This is a genomic window from Brucella intermedia LMG 3301 (genome assembly GCF_000182645.1).
In the GTDB taxonomy this organism is placed as follows: Bacteria; Pseudomonadota; Alphaproteobacteria; order Rhizobiales; family Rhizobiaceae; genus Brucella; species Brucella intermedia.
The window spans coordinates 359,580-378,203 of sequence record NZ_ACQA01000001.1 but is presented as its reverse complement, the minus strand read 5'-3'; the positions used below and the strand labels follow the sequence as shown (position 1 = coordinate 378,203).

Sequence of the window (18,624 nt, the reverse complement as noted above, 5' to 3'; positions counted from 1 at the left end):
TCGGTCTAGAGAGCACCCATGACCAATGAGATCATCTATAAGATCGCTCCGCGCGGGCTTTGGGCGCAGGCAGAACAGGCTGGTAATTTTACCGGGGCTCCAGTTGATATTGCGGACGGCTATATCCATTTCTCTACTGGAACACAGGTGCGGGAAACGGCAGCTAAACATTTTGCGGGCCAGCGGGATCTGCTTCTGATCAGTGTGAATGCTTCTGCGCTCGGCGCGGCATTGAAGTTTGAAGTTTCACGCGGCGGGGCCCTTTTTCCTCATCTCTACGGCACACTGCCGCTTGCAGCCGTTTTGAAGGTTGAACCCCTGCCGTTGGGCGACGATGGTCTTCACATTTTTCCGGAGCTGGAAAGTTAATGAGCGGGCTTTTTGAAACTCTCGGGCGACGCGCCCTTTTCGCCTTCGATGCAGAACAGGCACATGGTCTTTCCATCGCTGGCCTGAAGACAGGTCTCGTGACCTGCGGTGCGCCGAACGATCCGGCGCTTTCCGTCAAGGTTGCGGGATTGCAGTTTCCAAATCCGCTCGGCATGGCAGCGGGCTACGACAAGAATGCCGAAGTGCCGGACGCCCTGTTGAAGCTCGGTTTCGGCTTCACGGAAATCGGCACCATCACGCCGCGCCCGCAAAGCGGCAATCCGCGTCCGCGCATTTTCCGGCTCGTGGATGACAGGGCCGTTATCAATCGGCTGGGCTTCAACAATGAAGGCCATGATGCTGCGTTTAAGCGCCTGTCGCAACGCGCTGGCAAGAGCGGTATCGTGGGCGTCAATATAGGCGCCAACAAGGATGCCGAAGACCGCATTGCCGATTATGTTGCCGGTATCCGTCGCTTCTATCAGCTGGCGCGCTACTTCACCGTCAATATTTCTTCGCCCAACACGCCGGGACTGCGCAACCTTCAGGCCCGCGACAGTCTGCGTGAACTGTTGAGCCGCGTGCTGGAAGCGCGCAACGAAGAAGGCAAGATGTGCACGCTGAAGCGTCCGGTTTTTCTGAAGATCGCCCCCGATCTGGCCGATGAAGAACTGGACGACATCGCTGCCGAGGCAACCGAACAGAAGCTCGATGGCATCATCATATCCAACACGACGCTTTCACGCGCCGGATTGAAAAGCGCGGACAACCGCGATGAAACAGGCGGGCTTTCCGGCGTACCGCTTTTCGAGCGCTCCACCATCATCCTTGCCAAGATGCGCGAGCGGGTCGGCCCCGACATGCCGTTGATCGGCGTCGGCGGCGTGGATAGCGCTGAAACGGCGCTGACAAAGATCAAGGCCGGTGCCGATCTGGTCCAGCTTTATACAGGCCTCATCTATCGCGGACCGAACCTGCCCGCCGAAATCGTGCGTGGCCTGTCGGCGGCAGTGAAACGCGAGGGCGTTGCCAACATCGCCGCACTGCGCGACCGGGACAGCAGCGACTGGGCCAAGCGTGAGCTGCCCGCCTGAGAGCCGGGTCACATAATGAATTCTGTACGATAACGTCGCGGCAGGATCGCCAGAAGCAAAACTCCGCGAATTGACAGAAACAGGTTGAGAGCCAGCCAAAGCCCGTGATTGCCCATCACGGGCTTTGCCGCATAAAGAACTGCGAGAAAAAAGCCGAGCGACAGGAACATCATGTTGCGCATGTCGCGCGACCATGTGGCGCCGATGTAAACCCCGTCCATATGGAAGGCCAGCAGTCCCGTCATACCTGTCAGCGCGGCCCAGGGCAGGTATTTCAAGGCTTCAGCGTGAACGTCTTCCGCCTTGGACAGCAGCCCGATGATCGCATCGCCAAACACCAGCAGGAAAAAGGCGATGAGGCTGGCCATGACCAGCCCCCAGACGAAAGTGAGCTTGGCACCGCGCACGAACGCAGGACTGTAGCGCGCGCCAATAGACCGTCCGACGATCTGTTCGGCGGCTGCCGCCATGCCGTCCAGGAAGAAACCGGCGATGAGGAAGAAGTTCATCAAGACGGCATTGGCCGCCAGTGTGACCGGGCCGAGATCGGACCCTGCCCGCGTGAAGAACGCGAAGGCCGTGAGAAGCAGGAAGGAGCGGATCATGATGTCGCGATTGACCGCGAACATGCGCAGGATTCCTTGCTTCTGGAATATCCGCGCCCGGTCCGGACGCAGTGACGCATCCTTTCGGAAATGGCGCAGCACGATGAACATGCCGACGAGAGCGGCAACCGTTTCGCCGGTCACGGTCGCCCAGGCAACGCCAGTAACGCCCCAGCCCCACTCCAGCCCGAGGATAATGCAGAGCACGATATTGATGCCGTTGAGGAGCACCTGAAGACCGAGGCCGACAATACCCTGTCCACGTCCGAGAACCAGTCCGAGGATTGAATAGTTGATGAGCGCAACCGGCGCGGACAACATGCGGATCGACACATAGGTCGCCATTGCTTCCTGCGTTGCCGACGTCGGATGCATGAAGGTGGACGAGACGCCGATGATGATCGGCAGGCACAGTATCATCAGGCTGCCGGCAATGACCGCGATGATGATTGCCCGCCAGAAGATCGCCTGCTCTTCCACCGCGTCTTCCGCACCCATGGCCTGTGCAACCAGTCCGGTCGTGCCGGAACGCAGGAAATTGAATATCGACAGCAGGAAATCGAAGACCAGCGCGCCAATCGCCAGACCGCCGATCAGCTCGGCCTGTCCCATCTGGCCGACAACGCCCATATCGACAAGTCCGAGAAGCGGCGTGGTGATCGCAGCAAGCGTCATGGGAATGGCGATCAACATCACCATCCTGTGTGTTACTTCGAACGGCCTTGTTACGCCACCACGCTGCAGCGACTGATCCATGATGCTTGTCCCGAATATTCCCCTCAGATCAAAACGATCTACTCTGGAATCAATCGAAACTACAGATAATTCGGCCACCGCATTGTCGCAGTTCCTGACAACCGGCTGTCAGGAGAATGAGGGATCAAAGTCCGAGCATCATGGCCCAATATATATAAGTTGGCTTGTTTTCGGGTGTTGCCCAGGCGAGACCATAATGCTCGAAGGTCGGATCGAGCATGTTCTTGCGATGGCCGGGCGATTTCATCCAGGCATCGAAGACGGCCTGTGTACTGCGCTGTCCCGATGCGACATTCTCTGCCGCCGGACCGCGGATACCTGCCTGCCGCAGACGCGCCACGAAACCATTGCCCCAACCGACGCTATGGCCGATCTTTCCATAACCCGCCATCCGCCTGGCCTGGTAAAGCGCGGCTTGCTCCAGCTTGGAATCCGTCGCCATCAAAGGCAGTCCGTTTGCCTTTCGAATAGCGTTGAAAATAGCGGTGGGATCGTCGTCACCTGCCCCCCATGCCGCCTTCCACGGCATTGCCGACATCGCCAGCGCGCCCCCGGCAAGGATCAGAAAGCCCCGCCGGTTGAGTGTTAAACCTTGTTTTTGCTGCATGCCTGTCTGAGCTACCCAGTTACCGAATTGATTTCATTTCCGGTAGCTGAGGATACGGAGCAAAATAAAGGCAGGAATGACGACTGCAGCGCCAAGAATGAGATAATCGACAAAGCCTGCAATTGCCGAAAAGCCCATATTCCAAAGGCGGAGGAAGAAATCGCGGATGCCATACAAGATGTCGTAGGGCGTCCAGTGAAATGCGCTCATGACCACGCCAACCACCAGCGAAATCAGCACCAGCTTGATCAGAACGCGGGCCGGGGTATCGCCAAGAAAACGGTTTACACCATCCGACATGCAAATCTCCTGTGTGGTTATTGGTTAGAATGGATGCTCTTAAGTTGAAACGTCATCCCGCTCTAAGCTTTTGTTTGAGCATGATTCCGAAAACCGGTTACCACTTTTCGGAATCATGGTTTAAAGCGACAGATTCTTCGCGCAAGAAATAGGCTCTCCGTACAGCCTGCGCAAGTTCTGCCCTCGCTCAGCGCTGCTTGCGGTACTCGCGCGGGGCTTTCTGCTTTTGGCGCGAGAACGACCGGTTCATGCTGCGCGTATCGGTAAAGCCGCTTGCAACAGCCACTTCCAACAGTGACAAGCTTGTTTCCGACAAGAGTTCCTTGGCCTTCTTAACCCGCAGCTCTTCGCGGACCTCGAACGCCGTCCGCTCAAGGGCAAGCTTGAACCCACGCTCCATCTGGCGGACGGAAATTCCCAATCGGCGCGCCACGTCAATCATAGGCACCGGGTCTTCCAGCGTTTCCTCGAAAATGCGGATTGCCTTGCGGATCATCGGCGACCGCACGCCGTTGAAGCTCAGCGCCGGTTGTTCGGAACGCACAAGCTCATAAGGGATCATGAGGATGGACGCACTCTTGCGCGCCAGTTCCTCCGAAATCTCGTTCTGTATGATGGACAGCGCCAATGACGCCGTGCCAAGCCCGCCCGCACAGGTGAAGTGTCTTCCGCTACGATGGAACAGGCTCGTCGTATCGGCTGTATATCCGTCGAAAAGCTCCAGAAAATCGTCGCGATGGAACCAGCTGACGCAGCAATTGCGGTCCGGCAAAAGGTCTGCTTCCGCCAGCAGAAAGGCAGCCGTGCAAAGGCCCACCACTGTCTTGCCGCGCCGGTCCGCACGCTTGATGAGATCGACCAGCGCCTGCTGTCTGGGCCGGTATTGCGCAAGCAATCCGCCGACGACTGCCACATAATCACAATCGTCGAGTTCGCCTATGGGAGCGGTCGGCTCGATCACCATGCCGGAACTGGAGGTGACAGGATCTCCTGATAGCGTGCATATTTTCCACGCGCAGCGTATCTGACGGCTCTTGTCGCGATCATCGGCGGCAAGGCGGAAGGGATCGAGGAAAAGGCTGAGTGCACTCAGCGTAAAACCGGGCAAAGCAACAATGCCCACCGACAGCCTGCGTTGCGGGGCATCTGTTGCGGCTTGAAGCTTCTTGTCCCGATCCCGTTCAGTTCCGTTCGTCACGTCGACCTTGCTCCTCCACCAGATTTATATTTGCTTGGAGGAGGCTATTATAGTCAACGAAAATGCTTGGAAAGCTTCAACTGCTGCGCCTGATAGTTGGAGCCGAGATCGACGCCATAAAGTGCAGATGGGCGATGCAGCATATGTTCGTAAACCAGCCGCCCGACGATCTGCCCATGTTCCAGAATGAATGGAACCTCGTGGCTGCGGACTTCCAGAACGGCGCGACTTCCGGTTCCGCCCGCAGCGCTGTGCCCGAAGCCCGGATCGAAAAAGCCTGCATAATGGACGCGGAATTCGCCCACCAGCGGGTCGAAGGGCGTCATTTCAGCGGCATAAAGCGGCGGGACATGCACTGCCTCGCGCGAAACGAGAATATAGAATTCATCCGGATCAAGCACGAGTTCGCGCGAACCCCGATCATAGATCGGCTCCCAGAAATCAAGGATGTCGTGCGCCGCACGCTTGTCCACATCCACCACAGCCGTATGGTGCTTGCCGCGATAGCCAATCAGCCGGTCAGGACCACCTGAAAGATCAACCGACAGCGCAATGCCACCGCCGGAGATGTTCGGCATTTCCGCTGCGACCAGCGTTTCGGCCTTGTGCAATGCAGCAAGCTCCGCCTCGTCAAGCTGGGCACGTCCCTTGCGGAAGCGTATCTGCGACAGGCGCGATCCTGTACGCACGACAATAGGAAATGTGCGTGGGCTGACTTCCAGATAGAGCGGGCCGTTGTATCCGGCGGGCACCTTATCGAATTCCTGCGCCCCGTCGGCGATGACGCGGGTGAAGATATCGAGGCGGCCCGTTGAACTTTTCGGATTTGCCGACGCGGAAAGATCGGGCGACAGCGTCAGGCTTTCGAGAAGCGGAACGATGTAAACGCAGCCCGTTTCCAGAACGGCTCCCGCCGTCAGGTCGATCTCGTGCAGTTTTAACCGTTCCAGCTTTTCGATGACCGGCGTCCCGGGTCCCGGCATGAAGGAAGCGCGAACACGATAGGCTTTTGCGCCGAGCCTCAGGTCAAGGCTCGCGGGCTGTATCTGGTCGGGATCAAGGGCGCGCGGCGACGCCAGCAAACCGCTTTCAAACAGCGCGGAAATATCCGCGTCCGCCAGAATTCCAGCATCTTTCTGCGTCATCGACCCGATACTCCGTAGCCTAAAGCATGTCGTACTTTGTCGTAATCAAGCGACATGCTTTAATCTCTTGTTTTCACGCATATCTCCCGAAACCGGTTCCCGATTTCGGAAGGCATGCTCTAGGCATTGCTTGACAAAGACCATTGACCGCTCAGGACCTCAATGCCAACCCTTCCAGCCGCTAGAAACCGGGTTTTCCGCAGGAATCAGAGTATTTTCATGGCGCCCCGGATGCGCTTTTCGAGAAATGCGTTGGTTTCGGCATTGACGGCTCCGCGCAACAGGCATAATGGAAAACTGTTCCGTGGTGATTTGGCCGGCCGGCTTGCAGCCACGTTAAAGAATTCGCTAAAAAAGGCCGCGGTTCGTTACCGGCCTTTTGCGTTTTCGCAAGGCCGGTTTTTTATTGGCCGCCGAGGCTCGACATCCTGCCCCGGCCGACCAGCTTTTCGACAGGTTGGAAAAATGACGACTGAGAATACCCGCAAATTTCGCCCTGCAACCGAACTCGTGCATGCCGGATCGCTTCGCTCTGGATTTGCCGAAATGTCGGAAGCGATGTTTCTGACGCAGGGCTTCCTTTATCCCAATGCCGAAGCCGCCGAAGCGCGGTTCAAGGGCGAGGACCCGGGTTTCATCTATTCGCGTTACGCCAACCCGACCACCGACATGTTTGAAAAGCGCATGTGCGCGCTGGAAGGCGCCGAAGAAGCACGCGCCACCGCCTCCGGCATGGCTGCGGTCGCGGCTGCCATTCTTTGTCAGGTGCAGGCCGGGGATCACGTGATTTCGGCTCGCGCCGTCTTCGGCTCCTGTCGCTACATCGTCGAGACGATCTTGCCGAAATACGGCGTCGAAATCTCGATCATCGATGGTTCCAACATCGAAAACTGGAAAGCGGCTGTTCGCCCGAACACCAAGGTGATGTTCCTTGAAAGCCCGTCCAACCCGACGCTCGAAATCATCGACATTGCTGCCGTTGCGCAGGTCGCCAACGAAGCAGGCGCCAAGCTGATCGTCGACAATGTTTTCGCAACCCCGCTATTCCAGAAGCCGCTGGAGCTCGGCGCGCATATCGTCGTTTATTCTGCGACAAAGCACATTGACGGTCAGGGGCGCTGCCTTGGCGGCGTGGTCCTCTCCGACCGCGAGTGGATTGAAAATACCCTGCAGGATTATTTCCGTCACACGGGTCCGGGCCTTAGCCCATTCAACGCATGGATCATGCTGAAAGGCCTTGAAACACTGTCCGTGCGTGTACGCCAGCAGACGCTGTCGGCGGCAGCAGTTGCCGACTTCCTCGCAGGCAAGCAGGGCGTGAAGCGCGTGATCTATCCGGGTCGGGCGGACCATCCGCAGGCCGACATCATCGCCAAGCAGATGACCGGTGGTTCAACCCTCATCGCCCTGGAGCTGGAAGGCGGCAAAGAGGCAGCGTTCAAGTTCCAGAACGCCTTGCAGGTCTTCAGCATCTCCAACAATCTGGGCGACGCGAAAAGCCTTATTACCCACCCGGCAACCACGACGCACAAGAACCTTACCGACGAGGCCAAGGCTGAACTGGGTATCTCGGACGGCCTGCTTCGGATATCGCTCGGCCTTGAAGATACGGACGACCTTGTGGAAGACGTGGAAGCAGCGTTGAAGGTCGCTCGCTGAACAGCTGCTTCCCACATTGTGGCATTTAGGCTGCAAACGGAGGCGTAAACGATGCAATTGCCGGAGATTTCGGCAATTGCATCGTATTTTCTGCCCCACATTGTTGACCCTCCCGCAACTTTAGCGATAGGAGGGGCGAAAAGCGGCGTCCGTAAACCGAACGACGAACCGTTGAGGAGACAGCATCATTGCGATCCGGATTGCAGGGTGCCAGGGCCGATGTGAATGTAGGGCGGTGCGCATGTATAGAGCGGTAACGCGGGGGATCGAGGTTTCTGTCGAGCCTTTCTATCTGGAAGATCAGTCGGACCCCGACGAAAACCGTTATGTCTGGGGTTATCGTATAACGATCGCCAACAATTCGACGGAAACCGTACAACTTCGCTCGCGTTACTGGCAGATTACCGACGCAAACGGACACGTCGAAGAGGTGCGCGGCGCGGGTGTGGTTGGCGAACAGCCGACACTTGAGCCCGGCGATTCATTTCAATATTCCTCGGGCTGCCCGTTAACCACCACATCCGGTGTCATGGTCGGACGGTATCAGATGCAGGGTAATGGTGGCAGCATGTTCGAAGTCGATATCCCCGCCTTCTCGCTTGACATGCCGGACCTGCGACGCACCTTGAATTGAAGATAGCCCAGCATTTTGCGAAGGCAGATGACGAACAGAGTACAACTCTGTCTTTGCCTTTTCGCGCCGCCGCTCCCGAAAAAGCGCGCTCGATTTTCAACAGGGCGCGCAATCCGGCGCCCGGTGGGAAAGTTTTTAAACGCGTTCGATCACAAAATAAGTCGTTGGTCCCGGTGGGTTCGCCAGAACAGAAACATTGTTCCAAAGCTCGACATTGAGTCCATCCGTTCCGTCACCCGTTATCGCCGGAGGCTGCACCGCGCCATCCAGTCCGACCGGGGATAAGCGCCAGGCGGTGTTGATCGGCATCTTGAACCAGACATGCCCAACCTTGATCTGCACCGGCAAGGTGCCGAAGCTACTGACAGTCTTTTCTTCGTTGTCGGCGAAGACCATGTCGGTATTACGTGCATCCGTGGCGAAGATCAGCAATAGCTTGCTGCTGTCCGCTACCGTCTGGCCATCGAGCGAAGAAACAGACAGCATGCCCGCACCGGAAGCCGAACCGACCCAGAGCTGCCCGAGTTGTACCGGCTGGGTGATGGATGAGAATGCAAGTGCTTCCGTATGCTGCGTGACAACCCGCATCTGTTTGGCCGCACTATCAAGCCTGATCTCTCCGGTATCGCTGACATATATCCCCGATGCTGCATCGCTTGGATTTGTCGCAGCCAGAACTCCATGGCTGCGCAGGAATGCGATGGCGTCCGCACGGGTGCTAATCTGGCGAGGGGAACCGACCGTCACAGCGTCCGGTGCGAACGGAGCATCGCCTTGTGCGAAACGAGACATTAGCGACATGATCGTCACGGCATCCGGTTCCTGCATGTCCAGCCTCGCCAGATTTCCGATATCCTGTATCTGCGCCACCACACGATGCAACGCTTTCGCAACGTCTCCGCGGCGGAAGAGCAGCGCCGACAGGGTTTCGCCGGCACGGGCAACGGGATCAAGTGCCGTGCGGTAAGGACGGATATACTGTTCGTTAAAATCGCTGCCGCCATAGCCAAGGACAAGTGCTCCATTGCTATGCCGGCACAGAATATCCCAGTCCTGCAGAGCGGCATAAGCCGGCATTGCAAGCCCCGCCTCGTAGCGATGCCTGTTCCAGAAAACATGATCATACTCCGTCATTACAAATGGCTTTGCTGCCAGACGTGTAGCAGCCGCATTGCGGACGTACGCCACCGCGCCGTCAAACGAACTGGTCTGGAATATCGGCCCCGTCATATTGTCGTTCGGATCATGATAGGTATTCATCGCCACCACCTGTTGATTGCGGCGTGTGAGCGTGGTCTGGATGCCATATCCGTTATTATAGGGTGCTATGATACCCCTGAAGCCCATCGCACGGATGCAGTCGCCCATTTTCTTCGCAGTCTCGGTTTCAACCGACACGCAGAAACTTGCAAAATCGCGCAGCCGTTTGGACGCCGCATAGCGGTTTGAAGGCAGGGCAACTGTGGCGTTTTCAATTTGCTCGCTACCCAGCAACTCGCCGCCCCAGGCAGCCTGCAAGACAGCCGTAGTACCATATTGCTCCTCCAGCCAAGCATTGAACGGCGGCTTCAATTCCGCCAACGCCTGGAGGTCGCCGTTGGCGAAGACCCACGAGTTGAACACCAATCCATTCTCATTGAACGGCACGACCATCGCCATCGCCGGGTCTTCGAAAGGCACAAGCCCGGTATAGGGATTGACCGTCCCGAAGATATCGACCTGAAAGCGCAGCCAATGGCCGAAAGCCGCATTTTCAACATGCGTCTTGAGTTTCAGTCGGCCTTCCGTTCCCCAGCGGTCCGTTACGCCGCCCAACGCGCCAGCATTCGATGTGAGGCCATCGACGATCCAGTATATGCCGTTCTGTTTCAACGCGGCCATGTAGTAGCGGAACCGATCAAGAATATCCTGTCGGTATTCGAAATCCTGAAGCTGCCCCTCCATCAAAGCGATGTCGAGAAAATGGAACCGTGCGCAATTATATCCATGACGACGCAACTGAACGGCCATCCTGTCCGCTGTCACATGGTCGGGAATAGTTGCAATGGCTCCACACAGCAGCCGATATGGAACGGCCGGATTGCTCTGCAAGGCGATGTGACCGTCCGAATTGACGATGAGCCGTCGCTCCTCGTCAATCGGCGGATTTGATAGAAACGTCGAAAAATCGAGCGGACTGCCAGCCTCGATCTCAAGATTTTGCTGGGTAACCGGTATCCAAATGTCGGGCATATCGTATCTCCACAATTGACTGGTGGAGAATAAAAGCCTGCCCGAACACGGGGATAAATTCCTACTAATTTATCTACGCATCAGTTCCCGAACTCTGCCGGATCAAACGAATAGATTTTCGAGCAAAATTCGCAAGTTACAGAAATCTTTCCGTTTTCCGCGCTTTCTGCAATTTCCTCGGCCGTGAAGCCTGACAGCACGCCGGAAATTTTCTCTCGCGAGCACGAGCATTCGTCCAGCACAGGCACAGATTCGAACACACGCACACCGCGTTCATGGAACAGCCGGTAAAGCAGCCGTTCCGAGCCAACTTGCGGGTCGGTCAGTTCCGAACTTTCAATCGTACCCACCAGCGAGCGAGCCTCGTCCCACGCGTCATCTTCCGGATGGAAGGCGGCCTCGGCTCCGTCCTCGTCGCCACCCGGCAAGTCGGGGATGCGCGCGCGCAATTCGGATTCCGGCAGGAATTGAATAATCAGCCCGCCAGCCCGCCACTGTTCGACAGGTTTCCCGTCGGCACCACGCTCGACAAGCTTGGCGACACTCAGTTTGAGGTCGGTTGGAATCTGTTCCGACTGACGGAAATAGGTCGTAGCGATTTCTTCCAGCGTCGAACCATCCAGCGCGACGATGCCTTGATAGCGCTGGGTGTAAGCACCTTGGTCGACTGTGAAGGCCAGCGTTCCCCGTCCCAGCAGTTCCTCCGGCTTCGTCTTGTTTGCGGCAACCGCTTCCTTCAGGCGCTCCGCGTCGAAACGCGCATAGGCACGGACTGAACGCGGCGTGCGGAAATCGACCACCAGCATGTCGACGGGGCCGTCGGACTGCGTCTGGAAGATAAACTTGCCTTCGAATTTGAGCGAGGTGCCGAGCAATACGGTCAGAACCGTTGCTTCCCCCAGCAGACGGGCCACTTCTTCGGGATAGTTATGGCGTTTCAGAATGCCGTCGATGCTCGGGCCGAGCTGAACCGCGCGACCGCGCACGTCGAGCCCCTCCACCTGGAAGGGCACGACCGCGTCATCGCCTGCGAAGTCGAAATCGCCCAGATTGACGTGGATGTTCTCGACTTCGATATGCTCGTTGCTGGTCTTGTCAGCCAAATTATGCTCCCAAACCGCGGCCTTGAAGGCACCACGCCAGAATGGCTTTCTGGGCATGGAGCCTGTTTTCCGCTTCGTCGAATACGACCGATTGCGGTCCATCGATCACTTCATCCGTCACTTCCTCGCCGCGATGGGCGGGCAGGCAGTGCATGAAAAGCGCCTTCGGATCAGCTTTTTCCATCAGTCGCGCATTGACCTGATAGGGCATGAAAACGTTGTGGCCGCGAGCATGATCTTCCTGCCCCATCGAAACCCACGTGTCGGTCACGATGCAATCCGCACCGCTCGCCGCCCGTTCCGGATCGGTGGTGGACATGATGTTCGCGCCGTTCGCCTTCGCCCAATCGACATATTGCGACTTGGGTTCGCTGCCTTCCGGCGTTGCGATATTGACGTTGAAATCAAAACGCGCCGCAGCTTCGACCAGCGAGTGGAGGACGTTGTTGCCGTCCCCCATCCAGGCAAAGGTCTTGCCTTTGATCGGGCCGCGATGTTCCTCATATGTAAGAACGTCGGCCATGATTTGACAAGGGTGCGTGTCATCCGTCAGTGCATTGATGACCGGAACGGTCGCATATTCGGCAAGTTCGAGCATCCGGTCATGTGATGTGGTGCGGATCATGATCGCATCGACATAGCGCGACAGGACCTTCGCCGTGTCGGCGATGGTTTCGCTGCGTCCGAGCTGCATTTCCGAGCCGGTCAGCATGATTGTCTCGCCGCCCAGCTGGCGCATGCCGACATCGAAGGACACGCGCGTGCGGGTGGAGGGCTTTTCAAAGATCATCGCAAGCACCTTGCCTGCGAATGGCTTCTCCATTTCTCCAGCCTTGAGGCGCGCCTTGCGTGCCTTGGCGTCTTCCATGATCGCACGAAGCTCCGATGCAGGCACAGCGGAGAGGTCGATAAAGTGTTTGATCCCGTTATCGTTAGCCATGATATCACGCTGTCTTACTGGTCGGATTTGCAGTTGCGAGCCGTTCGACCGCCATTTCGATGCGCTTCAATGCTTCGCGCGCTTCTTCGGGCGTCGTGATCAGCGGCGGAAGCAGACGGACGACATTGTCTCCGGCCCCGACGCTCAAGAAATGCTCGTCACGGAGAGCCTGAATGAGACTGGTATTCGGCACGACGCACTTGATACCGATCAACAGGCCACGACCACGCACTTCCGAAACGACGTCCGGGTAGCGGTCGATGATGGAGGCGAGCCCCTGTTTCATGACCAGAGCGGTAGCCTGGACATTTTCGAGGAAGCCATCGGCCAGAACAACATCAAGAACCGCATTGCCGACAGCCATGGCCAGCGGGTTGCCGCCATACGTCGTGCCGTGAACACCCGCCGTCATGCCTTTGGCAGCTTCGGCAGTTGCGAGGCAGGCGCCCATCGGGAAGCCGCCGCCGATACCTTTGGCGACCGCCATGATGTCCGGCTTGATACCGGCCCATTCATGCGCGAACAGCTTGCCGGTGCGACCGACGCCGGTCTGCACTTCGTCAAGGATCAGCAGAAGGCCTTTCTCATCGCAGATCTGGCGCAGCATGCGCATGAATTCTTCCGGGAAACCGCGCAGACCGCCTTCGCCCTGAACGGGTTCAAGCAGGATACCGGCGGTCTCGTCGGTGATGGCTGCGCGCAATGCCGCCTCATCGCCGAACGGCACCTGATCGAAACCATCGACCTTCGGGCCGAAACCTTCCAGATACTTGGCCTGACCGCCCGCGGCAATTGTGGCCAGCGTGCGGCCGTGGAAAGCACCCTCAAAAGTCACAATGCGGAAGCGTTCCGGATGACCGCTCACATAATGATAGCGGCGTGCGGTCTTGATCGCGCACTCGAGTGCTTCAGCGCCGGAATTGGTGAAAAAGACCTTGTCGGCGAAAGTGCTTTCGACAAGACGCCGCCCCAGCTTTTCCTGCGCCGGAATTTCGTAAACGTTGGACAGATGCCAGAGCTTGTCAGCCTGCGCCTTCAGCGTTTCCACCAGATGCGGATGCGAATGACCAAGCGAGTTCACAGCAATGCCCGCCGCGAAATCGAGATAACGTTCACCGCTTTCGGTAATAAGCCAGATGCCCTCACCTCGCTCGAAGCGCAGAGCCGCACGATTATAGGTGTCGTAAAGCGGTTGCACGGTCGTAGCGTCGGTCATAGCATCAGGCCTCCAAAGCCCATATTAGCAGTTTGCCCGGCTGCGCCGGCAAAGCTGTGTTTTCCCATAAACAGTCCTCAGGCACCCGAAACGGTTCCCACCTTTCGACGAGCGCCCAACACCCCATTCCAAGCCGTCACGAAACTACGAGGAGGCATGAGAGGAATGGGCTCAGACCCACGCTTCCTAGCCTGAGCCTTCGGTAGAAATAAAAAACCGCCCTCTGGGCGGCATATTTATCTCGCGCGTATATTGGCGTTCACAGAAAAAATGTCAATCAAAGCAAGCGAGGTTTGAGGGCCATCTTTCGACATGAGTTCATGCATTTTCGCGCTCTTGCCGCACTCGGACATCGAAGGTGGCTTTACGTGAACACCCATACTATATAGTGAATGGCCTTTCCCTGGCTGAGGTCGCCAGACGACGTTGCCTATTTCCGCAAGTCCGCGATGTTCCATCCTGAAACAATCCGGGTTTTCAGTTCTGAAGCAATTGCGTGCAAAATTTCGGGGCGGATCAAATAAAAACCGTCTTTGGCACCCAAGTTGGGGAAAACCGTAAAAATGGAATCCGCCTGACAAGGCTATCCCTTGTCATGGAGTCGTTGGATATTGTAGTTTCTTTTTAGAGATTAAAGCTACATTTCGTGCGGCGGACCTAGTCACCCGGATAGATATGGTGTTTTTGCTCGGAGCGATCCGAGAACACTGCCGGATTCCGGATAACGAAAATGATTGGAGCCCAGGGCGATGAACTGGACAGACGAACGCGTCGAACTACTGAAGAAACTGTGGAGCGAGGGCTTGAGCGCGAGCCAGATCGCAGCGCAGCTTGGCGGCGTCAGCCGCAATGCAGTGATCGGCAAAGTGCACCGTTTGAAGCTTTCGGGCCGTGGCAAGACCACGACCGCTGCTCCGCGCAGCAAGAAAGTCAATACGGTTGCCGCAGCGCCACGTCCTGCAGCACAACATTCAACCGGCGTCCATACCACGACGATGCGCACGGCGACGGTGACCAAGACGGTCGGCGCGACGGCCCTCCAGGTGGACTATGCCGTGGACGTTGTTGCGGAAACAGTGGTCAAGCCCGCTTCGGACGTGGTGGTGCCTATTTCCCGCAGGCTCTCGCTGTTGCAGTTGAGCGAACGCACCTGCAAGTGGCCGATCGGCGACCCGCTGAACGAAGACTTCCATTTCTGCGGCCATGAATCCGGTGAATCGAGCCCATATTGCAGCTACCATTCGCGTCTGGCTTTTCAGCCGACCGCAGAGCGTCGCCGGGCACGCTGATTTAAGGAAAGTAAGGGAATAAGGGAGTGTGCCGAACGTGTTCGGCAGCTCCCTTTTTCTATTTCAGCATTTCCGCAATGCCCGAACTAAAAAAGCACATATGCGATATGATTATCGTCGGGCAGGGAAACGCGGATAAGTTGCTGGTTGCAGCACGGGGCGGCTTTGGGAACATCCCATATCCCCCTACTTCCTATTCCCTTATTCCTTCCTCATAGACCCTCAGCGTGCGATCAGCGATTCCGCTCCAGCTATAGTCCCGTGCGATCCAGTCGATCATTTCCTGCGACTGCTCGCTTGTCAGAGGTTGATCGATTTTCCGCCGCAGCGCATCCTTCAACGCATCCACATCGCCCAGTGGAAAGTAGCTATCTTTCGAAAGTCCGACTTCCACATTTGCAGTGATATCGCTTGCGAGCACGTTCAAGCCGTATCCCATGGCTTCGAGGAGCGCGATCGGCATCCCCTCATGGCTGGAAGGCAGGACGAATAGTGCAGCCTGACTGAACAGGGCCGACAGTTCCTCCCCCTGAAGCGCGCCCGTCAGCACAACGCCGGGCACAGCGGCAGCCCTTTCACGAACGGTTCCGGCATATTCAGCCGTATATTCCGCTGATCCGATCAGGGCCAGTTTCAAGGAAGGATCGGCAAGTTTTGCAAAGGCTTCAATAAGATCAAGCTGACGTTTTTCCGGAACGATCCGCGCCACCAGAGCAATGTAGCGTTTGGGATCAAGGCCGTGCTTTTCCAGCCACGTCGTGTCTTGGCAGGCCGGACGAAGCGTGACCCCATTGGGAATGAAAGTGATCGGCACATGATAATGCTGCTGCATGGTTTTTGCGATATCGTTGGACACCGCGATGCGCGCATTTGCAAAACGCATCCCGCACCATTCGCCAAGCTTCAGCATTGCGCGTGCAAGCCGTCCCCACTTTTGCCGATTGTAGTCAAAACCATGATGGGTCACGACCGTGCGCAGACCGAACAGACGTGCCAGCGGAACCGCAAGAGCCGGACCGATCGCATGGATGTGCAGGACATCCGGGCGAGTGAAACCTGCCCGCAGCACCCCCAGCACCGTATGCACAATTGCCTCGAACTTCATGGAGGTCGGCGCCCAGCTTGGCGTCACCTCTACGCCCTCCCAGACATAAGGCTGCTTTTTCTCAAGATAAGGACGGCGTCCGATCACCTCGACATCCCAGCCCTTTGTCACATAGAGCCGGGCGAGCTCTTCGACGTGTTTTTCCACGCCCCCCTGCACATTGGGGACACCGCGCAGGCCCAGCATCATGACGCGAGGTCTTTTATCGCTTCGCACCATCAAAACGCTCCCAACCCGGCATAGAGTTCCAGCGTCCGGTTTCTGTACGCCTCTGGCGAGAATTCATGTCCGGCCCACATGCGGCCTGCTTCTCCCATCTTGCGCCGCGCCTGCGGGGTCAACCGCGCAAAATCGCGCAGGACGCGGGCGAGATCGTCGATATCGCCCGTACGCGAAACCATCCCGGTCTCGCCCTCGATAATCATTTCGGGAATTCCGCCAATGTCGGCGCCGATCACTGGCACCCCGAGTGCGTAGGCTTCTAGAATACTGATCGGCGCGTTCTCATACCATTCAGACGGCAGAACGAGCGCTTTCGCCTCGCCGATAAGCTGATGCAACCTTTCGCCCGAGACATAGCCTGCAAAGGTGACATCTCCGCCCGCCTCAGCCGCGAGCACCTTCAAGGATTGTTCTTCCGGCCCCGTGCCCGCAATGACAAGTTTCTGTCCAGCAAGAGCCGCAGAGCGAATGAGAGTACCAATCCCCTTTTCCGGCGCCAGCCGTCCGACATAGGCGAAATAATCGCCCTCATCCGCATAGGGCTTCAGGTCGTCCGTGTGGGCGAAGTTGGGGATATAGACCAGCTTTTCTTCCGGCCATCCCCATTCGGCGAGCTTTGCAATATAGAAACGGCTCGGCACAACGATACGGTCAAGCGTATTGCGATAAAGGCCAAGCATGCGATGGATCGCCGTCTCGACGAAAACCAGTCCGCTCAGCGCCGTGGAATCCTTGATGCATTTGTGGAGCGCTACATTATAGATGCGTCCGCCCTTGCAGCGCTCGCAGATCTGGTTGTGGGACAGCATCTTATAGGCTGGACAGGCAAGTTTCAGGTCGTGCGCCGTCATGACCGTCGGAATTCCAGCCTCTTTCAAAACCGGAAAAATCGACGGCGATAGATGATGATAGATATTATGCGCATGCGCGACGTTGGGGCGAAAGTGCTCGATCAATGCCTTGATCCGGTCCCGCGCCTCCCATGAATAGATGATCTTGCCCGCCTGCACGACTTTGGTGAACGGGCTGCTTTCCCGGCCATACTCGATTTCGGAAACAAAATAGGAAGACCAGTCGGAGGGAAAATTATCCGGATGCTGCATGGCAAACGGTGCGGTTTGCCAGCCGATCTCAGAAAACAGTTTGATGTGGTCGAGAAAAACAGTTTCGGCGCCGCCACGCCGATAAAAATAGTTATTAATCGCCAGCAGACGATGGGCCGTATCATTCACATGCGTCAAACAGCACCTCGTTGCGCGCTAGAGCGTTTCGATTTGATTGAACAAATCGGCGCGTCTCAGCAGTTTGTCTTTTGATGCGCATCTTATCCGAAAACCGTTTCACGTCTTTCGGGATGCGCTTCAAGCCGTGCCACCGCCTCGCGGACAGAAAGAATGGTCGCCCCGCTTTTCACCGCATGGGATACGAGGCGCTCGAAGGTCTCAGGTCTGCACCCGAATTCAGTCGGCGTATCGCTGATATCATGCGAATAAAAGACGAGCCAGCCAGGATTGGCACTAAGATCATCGATCCAGCGGGTCTGGCGTGCAGCCCCGTCGTCTGGCTGTCTTATTTCCACTGCCTGCAAAAAGGCAAGATCGATCATGCCGCGATTGATACGATTGCCACCGCCGCGACAGGTCGCGTAACGGTCAGCAAATAGCCGCCGTGTCATCATGGAAGATGCGCAATAAGGATAAGCGAAATTGCGTGGCATGCCACGATTGGGCTCGAACGCATCGAGATAGGCCGTGTTGCGGTCCAGGTCAGCTGCTATTTCCCCCGCGCCGAAATAAGGGACCTTGAGATGGTTGTAGGTATGGCAACCCAGCTCGTGTCCGCGTTCAACCAGCTTCCGGCACCCTTCCTGCGTGATCAGGTTCCTCTCGCGCTCTTTCGTGCCCACCATGCTGCCGGCAATATAAAAAGTGCCATGGACGCCGTGCTTGTCAAGGATCGCAGCTCCGGCGCTTTCCGCCGTGTCGGGTACATCGTCGAACGTGAAAGTGATGATCCGTTCGTTGGCTGGCAAGCAGAACGGGCGCAAAGGAAACCGGCGACTGATGCTGTCGTTCAGCCGAATGGCGTACCATTCCAGACGTCTGCGCGCCCTCTCGAGACTATCCATTTCCGCCATTGCCCCAGCTCCC

General features: G+C 57.1%; 18 protein-coding genes and 1 riboswitch. Of the genes, 6 read left to right on the top strand and 12 right to left on the bottom strand.

Translation table 11 applies throughout. The features are described 5' to 3' along the window. Positions 1-18 precede the first annotated feature (18 nt). Together OINT_RS01690 and OINT_RS01685 are read left to right on the top strand one after the other, a co-directional pair. Complete coding sequence (locus tag OINT_RS01690) at positions 19-369, top strand: DUF952 domain-containing protein (protein ID WP_006466056.1); 351 nt, start codon at positions 19-21, stop codon at positions 367-369. Further along, a complete protein-coding gene (locus OINT_RS01685; protein WP_006466055.1) occupies positions 369-1,463 on the top strand; it encodes a quinone-dependent dihydroorotate dehydrogenase in 1,095 nt (364 codons plus the stop codon). The genes OINT_RS01690 and OINT_RS01685 overlap by 1 nt, the downstream gene beginning before the upstream one ends. Before the next feature lie 8 nt (positions 1,464-1,471). On the opposite strand, the gene OINT_RS01680 is transcribed toward OINT_RS01685, so the two are convergent. From OINT_RS01680 to OINT_RS01660, 5 genes are all read right to left on the bottom strand, one after another. Further along, the gene (locus OINT_RS01680) at positions 1,472-2,824 is read right to left on the bottom strand and encodes an MATE family efflux transporter (protein WP_036564893.1); all 1,353 of its coding nucleotides are present in this window, start codon (positions 2,822-2,824) and stop codon (positions 1,472-1,474) included. A gap of 124 nt (positions 2,825-2,948) precedes the next feature. Then, a complete protein-coding gene (locus OINT_RS01675; protein WP_006466053.1) occupies positions 2,949-3,431 on the bottom strand; it encodes a CAP domain-containing protein in 483 nt (160 codons plus the stop codon). 33 nt (positions 3,432-3,464) lie between these two features. Beyond that, positions 3,465-3,731: a DUF6460 domain-containing protein gene (locus OINT_RS01670; RefSeq protein WP_006466052.1), complete on the bottom strand. Its 267-nt coding sequence runs from the start codon at positions 3,729-3,731 to the stop codon at positions 3,465-3,467. Positions 3,732-3,918: 187 nt separating this feature from the next. After that, positions 3,919-4,929, bottom strand: coding sequence for a GlxA family transcriptional regulator (locus tag OINT_RS01665; protein ID WP_006466051.1), 1,011 nt, complete (start codon positions 4,927-4,929; stop codon positions 3,919-3,921). Between the two features lie 53 nt (positions 4,930-4,982). Further along, positions 4,983-6,074, bottom strand: a complete 1,092-nt coding sequence (locus OINT_RS01660) for a 2'-deoxycytidine 5'-triphosphate deaminase (RefSeq protein ID WP_006466050.1) — start codon at positions 6,072-6,074, stop codon at positions 4,983-4,985. Positions 6,075-6,368: 294 nt separating this feature from the next. After that, positions 6,369-6,448: riboswitch (SAM riboswitch) on the top strand. 91 nt (positions 6,449-6,539) lie between these two features. On the opposite strand from OINT_RS01660, the gene OINT_RS01655 reads away from it, so the two are divergent. Both OINT_RS01655 and apaG read left to right on the top strand, forming a co-directional pair. Further along, positions 6,540-7,733, top strand: a complete 1,194-nt coding sequence (locus OINT_RS01655) for an O-succinylhomoserine sulfhydrylase (RefSeq protein ID WP_006471060.1) — start codon at positions 6,540-6,542, stop codon at positions 7,731-7,733. Between the two features lie 241 nt (positions 7,734-7,974). Next, entirely contained in the window at positions 7,975-8,367 is a 393-nt protein-coding gene (gene apaG / locus OINT_RS01650; protein WP_006471061.1) for a Co2+/Mg2+ efflux protein ApaG, read from the top strand. 135 nt (positions 8,368-8,502) lie between these two features. Here apaG and OINT_RS01645 read toward each other — a convergent pair whose 3' ends face one another. The 4 genes from OINT_RS01645 to OINT_RS01630 form a co-directional block, all read right to left on the bottom strand. Further along, on the bottom strand, positions 8,503-10,599 hold the full coding sequence (locus tag OINT_RS01645; protein WP_006471062.1) for a hypothetical protein: 2,097 nt from the start codon (positions 10,597-10,599) through the stop codon (positions 8,503-8,505). 80 nt (positions 10,600-10,679) lie between these two features. Then, positions 10,680-11,702 (bottom strand): Hsp33 family molecular chaperone, encoded by a 1,023-nt coding sequence (locus tag OINT_RS01640; protein ID WP_006471063.1) that lies wholly within the window; start codon positions 11,700-11,702, stop codon positions 10,680-10,682. Between the two features lies 1 nt (position 11,703). Continuing rightward, positions 11,704-12,642, bottom strand: a complete 939-nt coding sequence (gene argF / locus OINT_RS01635) for an ornithine carbamoyltransferase (RefSeq protein WP_006466046.1) — start codon at positions 12,640-12,642, stop codon at positions 11,704-11,706. Between the two features lie 4 nt (positions 12,643-12,646). Further along, the gene (locus OINT_RS01630; protein WP_006466045.1) at positions 12,647-13,858 is read right to left on the bottom strand and encodes an aspartate aminotransferase family protein; all 1,212 of its coding nucleotides are present in this window, start codon (positions 13,856-13,858) and stop codon (positions 12,647-12,649) included. 749 nt (positions 13,859-14,607) lie between these two features. Between OINT_RS01630 and OINT_RS01625 the strand changes: the two genes are divergently transcribed. Then, positions 14,608-15,147: a GcrA family cell cycle regulator gene (locus OINT_RS01625; protein ID WP_006471065.1), complete on the top strand. Its 540-nt coding sequence runs from the start codon at positions 14,608-14,610 to the stop codon at positions 15,145-15,147. Between the two features lie 193 nt (positions 15,148-15,340). Here the strand turns inward: OINT_RS01625 and OINT_RS01620 are convergent, their stop codons facing one another. Together OINT_RS01620 and OINT_RS01615 are read right to left on the bottom strand one after the other, a co-directional pair. Next, positions 15,341-16,471, bottom strand: a complete 1,131-nt coding sequence (locus tag OINT_RS01620; RefSeq protein WP_006471066.1) for a glycosyltransferase family 4 protein — start codon at positions 16,469-16,471, stop codon at positions 15,341-15,343. After that, positions 16,471-17,676: a glycosyltransferase family 4 protein gene (locus tag OINT_RS01615; RefSeq protein WP_230350313.1), complete on the bottom strand. Its 1,206-nt coding sequence runs from the start codon at positions 17,674-17,676 to the stop codon at positions 16,471-16,473. Before OINT_RS01615 ends, OINT_RS01620 begins: the two co-directional genes overlap by 1 nt. Between OINT_RS01615 and OINT_RS24015 the strand changes: the two genes are divergently transcribed. Continuing rightward, positions 17,569-17,790: a hypothetical protein gene (locus OINT_RS24015; protein ID WP_230350371.1), complete on the top strand. Its 222-nt coding sequence runs from the start codon at positions 17,569-17,571 to the stop codon at positions 17,788-17,790. The genes OINT_RS01615 and OINT_RS24015 overlap by 108 nt on opposite strands. Before the next feature lie 8 nt (positions 17,791-17,798). Here the strand turns inward: OINT_RS24015 and OINT_RS01610 are convergent, their stop codons facing one another. Beyond that, the gene (locus tag OINT_RS01610; protein ID WP_006471067.1) at positions 17,799-18,611 is read right to left on the bottom strand and encodes a polysaccharide deacetylase family protein; all 813 of its coding nucleotides are present in this window, start codon (positions 18,609-18,611) and stop codon (positions 17,799-17,801) included. Positions 18,612-18,624 lie beyond the last annotated feature (13 nt).

Excerpts from the sequence above, each read along its gene's own strand:
- OINT_RS01690 (WP_006466056.1), top strand. The coding sequence starts at position 19 with ATGACCAATGAGATCATCTATAAGATCGCTCCGCGCGGGCTTTGGGCG.
- OINT_RS01685 (WP_006466055.1), top strand. The coding sequence starts at position 369 with ATGAGCGGGCTTTTTGAAACTCTCGGGCGACGCGCCCTTTTCGCCTTC.
- OINT_RS01680 (WP_036564893.1), bottom strand. The coding sequence starts at position 2,824 with ATGGATCAGTCGCTGCAGCGTGGTGGCGTAACAAGGCCGTTCGAAGTA.
- OINT_RS01675 (WP_006466053.1), bottom strand. The coding sequence starts at position 3,431 with ATGCAGCAAAAACAAGGTTTAACACTCAACCGGCGGGGCTTTCTGATC.
- OINT_RS01670 (WP_006466052.1), bottom strand. The coding sequence starts at position 3,731 with ATGTCGGATGGTGTAAACCGTTTTCTTGGCGATACCCCGGCCCGCGTT.
- OINT_RS01660 (WP_006466050.1), bottom strand. The coding sequence starts at position 6,074 with ATGACGCAGAAAGATGCTGGAATTCTGGCGGACGCGGATATTTCCGCG.
- OINT_RS01655 (WP_006471060.1), top strand. The coding sequence starts at position 6,540 with ATGACGACTGAGAATACCCGCAAATTTCGCCCTGCAACCGAACTCGTG.
- apaG (WP_006471061.1), top strand. The coding sequence starts at position 7,975 with ATGTATAGAGCGGTAACGCGGGGGATCGAGGTTTCTGTCGAGCCTTTC.
- OINT_RS01645 (WP_006471062.1), bottom strand. The coding sequence starts at position 10,599 with ATGCCCGACATTTGGATACCGGTTACCCAGCAAAATCTTGAGATCGAG.
- argF (WP_006466046.1), bottom strand. The coding sequence starts at position 12,642 with ATGGCTAACGATAACGGGATCAAACACTTTATCGACCTCTCCGCTGTG.
- OINT_RS01630 (WP_006466045.1), bottom strand. The coding sequence starts at position 13,858 with ATGACCGACGCTACGACCGTGCAACCGCTTTACGACACCTATAATCGT.
- OINT_RS01625 (WP_006471065.1), top strand. The coding sequence starts at position 14,608 with ATGAACTGGACAGACGAACGCGTCGAACTACTGAAGAAACTGTGGAGC.
- OINT_RS01620 (WP_006471066.1), bottom strand. The coding sequence starts at position 16,471 with ATGGTGCGAAGCGATAAAAGACCTCGCGTCATGATGCTGGGCCTGCGC.
- OINT_RS24015 (WP_230350371.1), top strand. The coding sequence starts at position 17,569 with ATGCTGCATGGCAAACGGTGCGGTTTGCCAGCCGATCTCAGAAAACAG.
- OINT_RS01610 (WP_006471067.1), bottom strand. The coding sequence starts at position 18,611 with ATGGCGGAAATGGATAGTCTCGAGAGGGCGCGCAGACGTCTGGAATGG.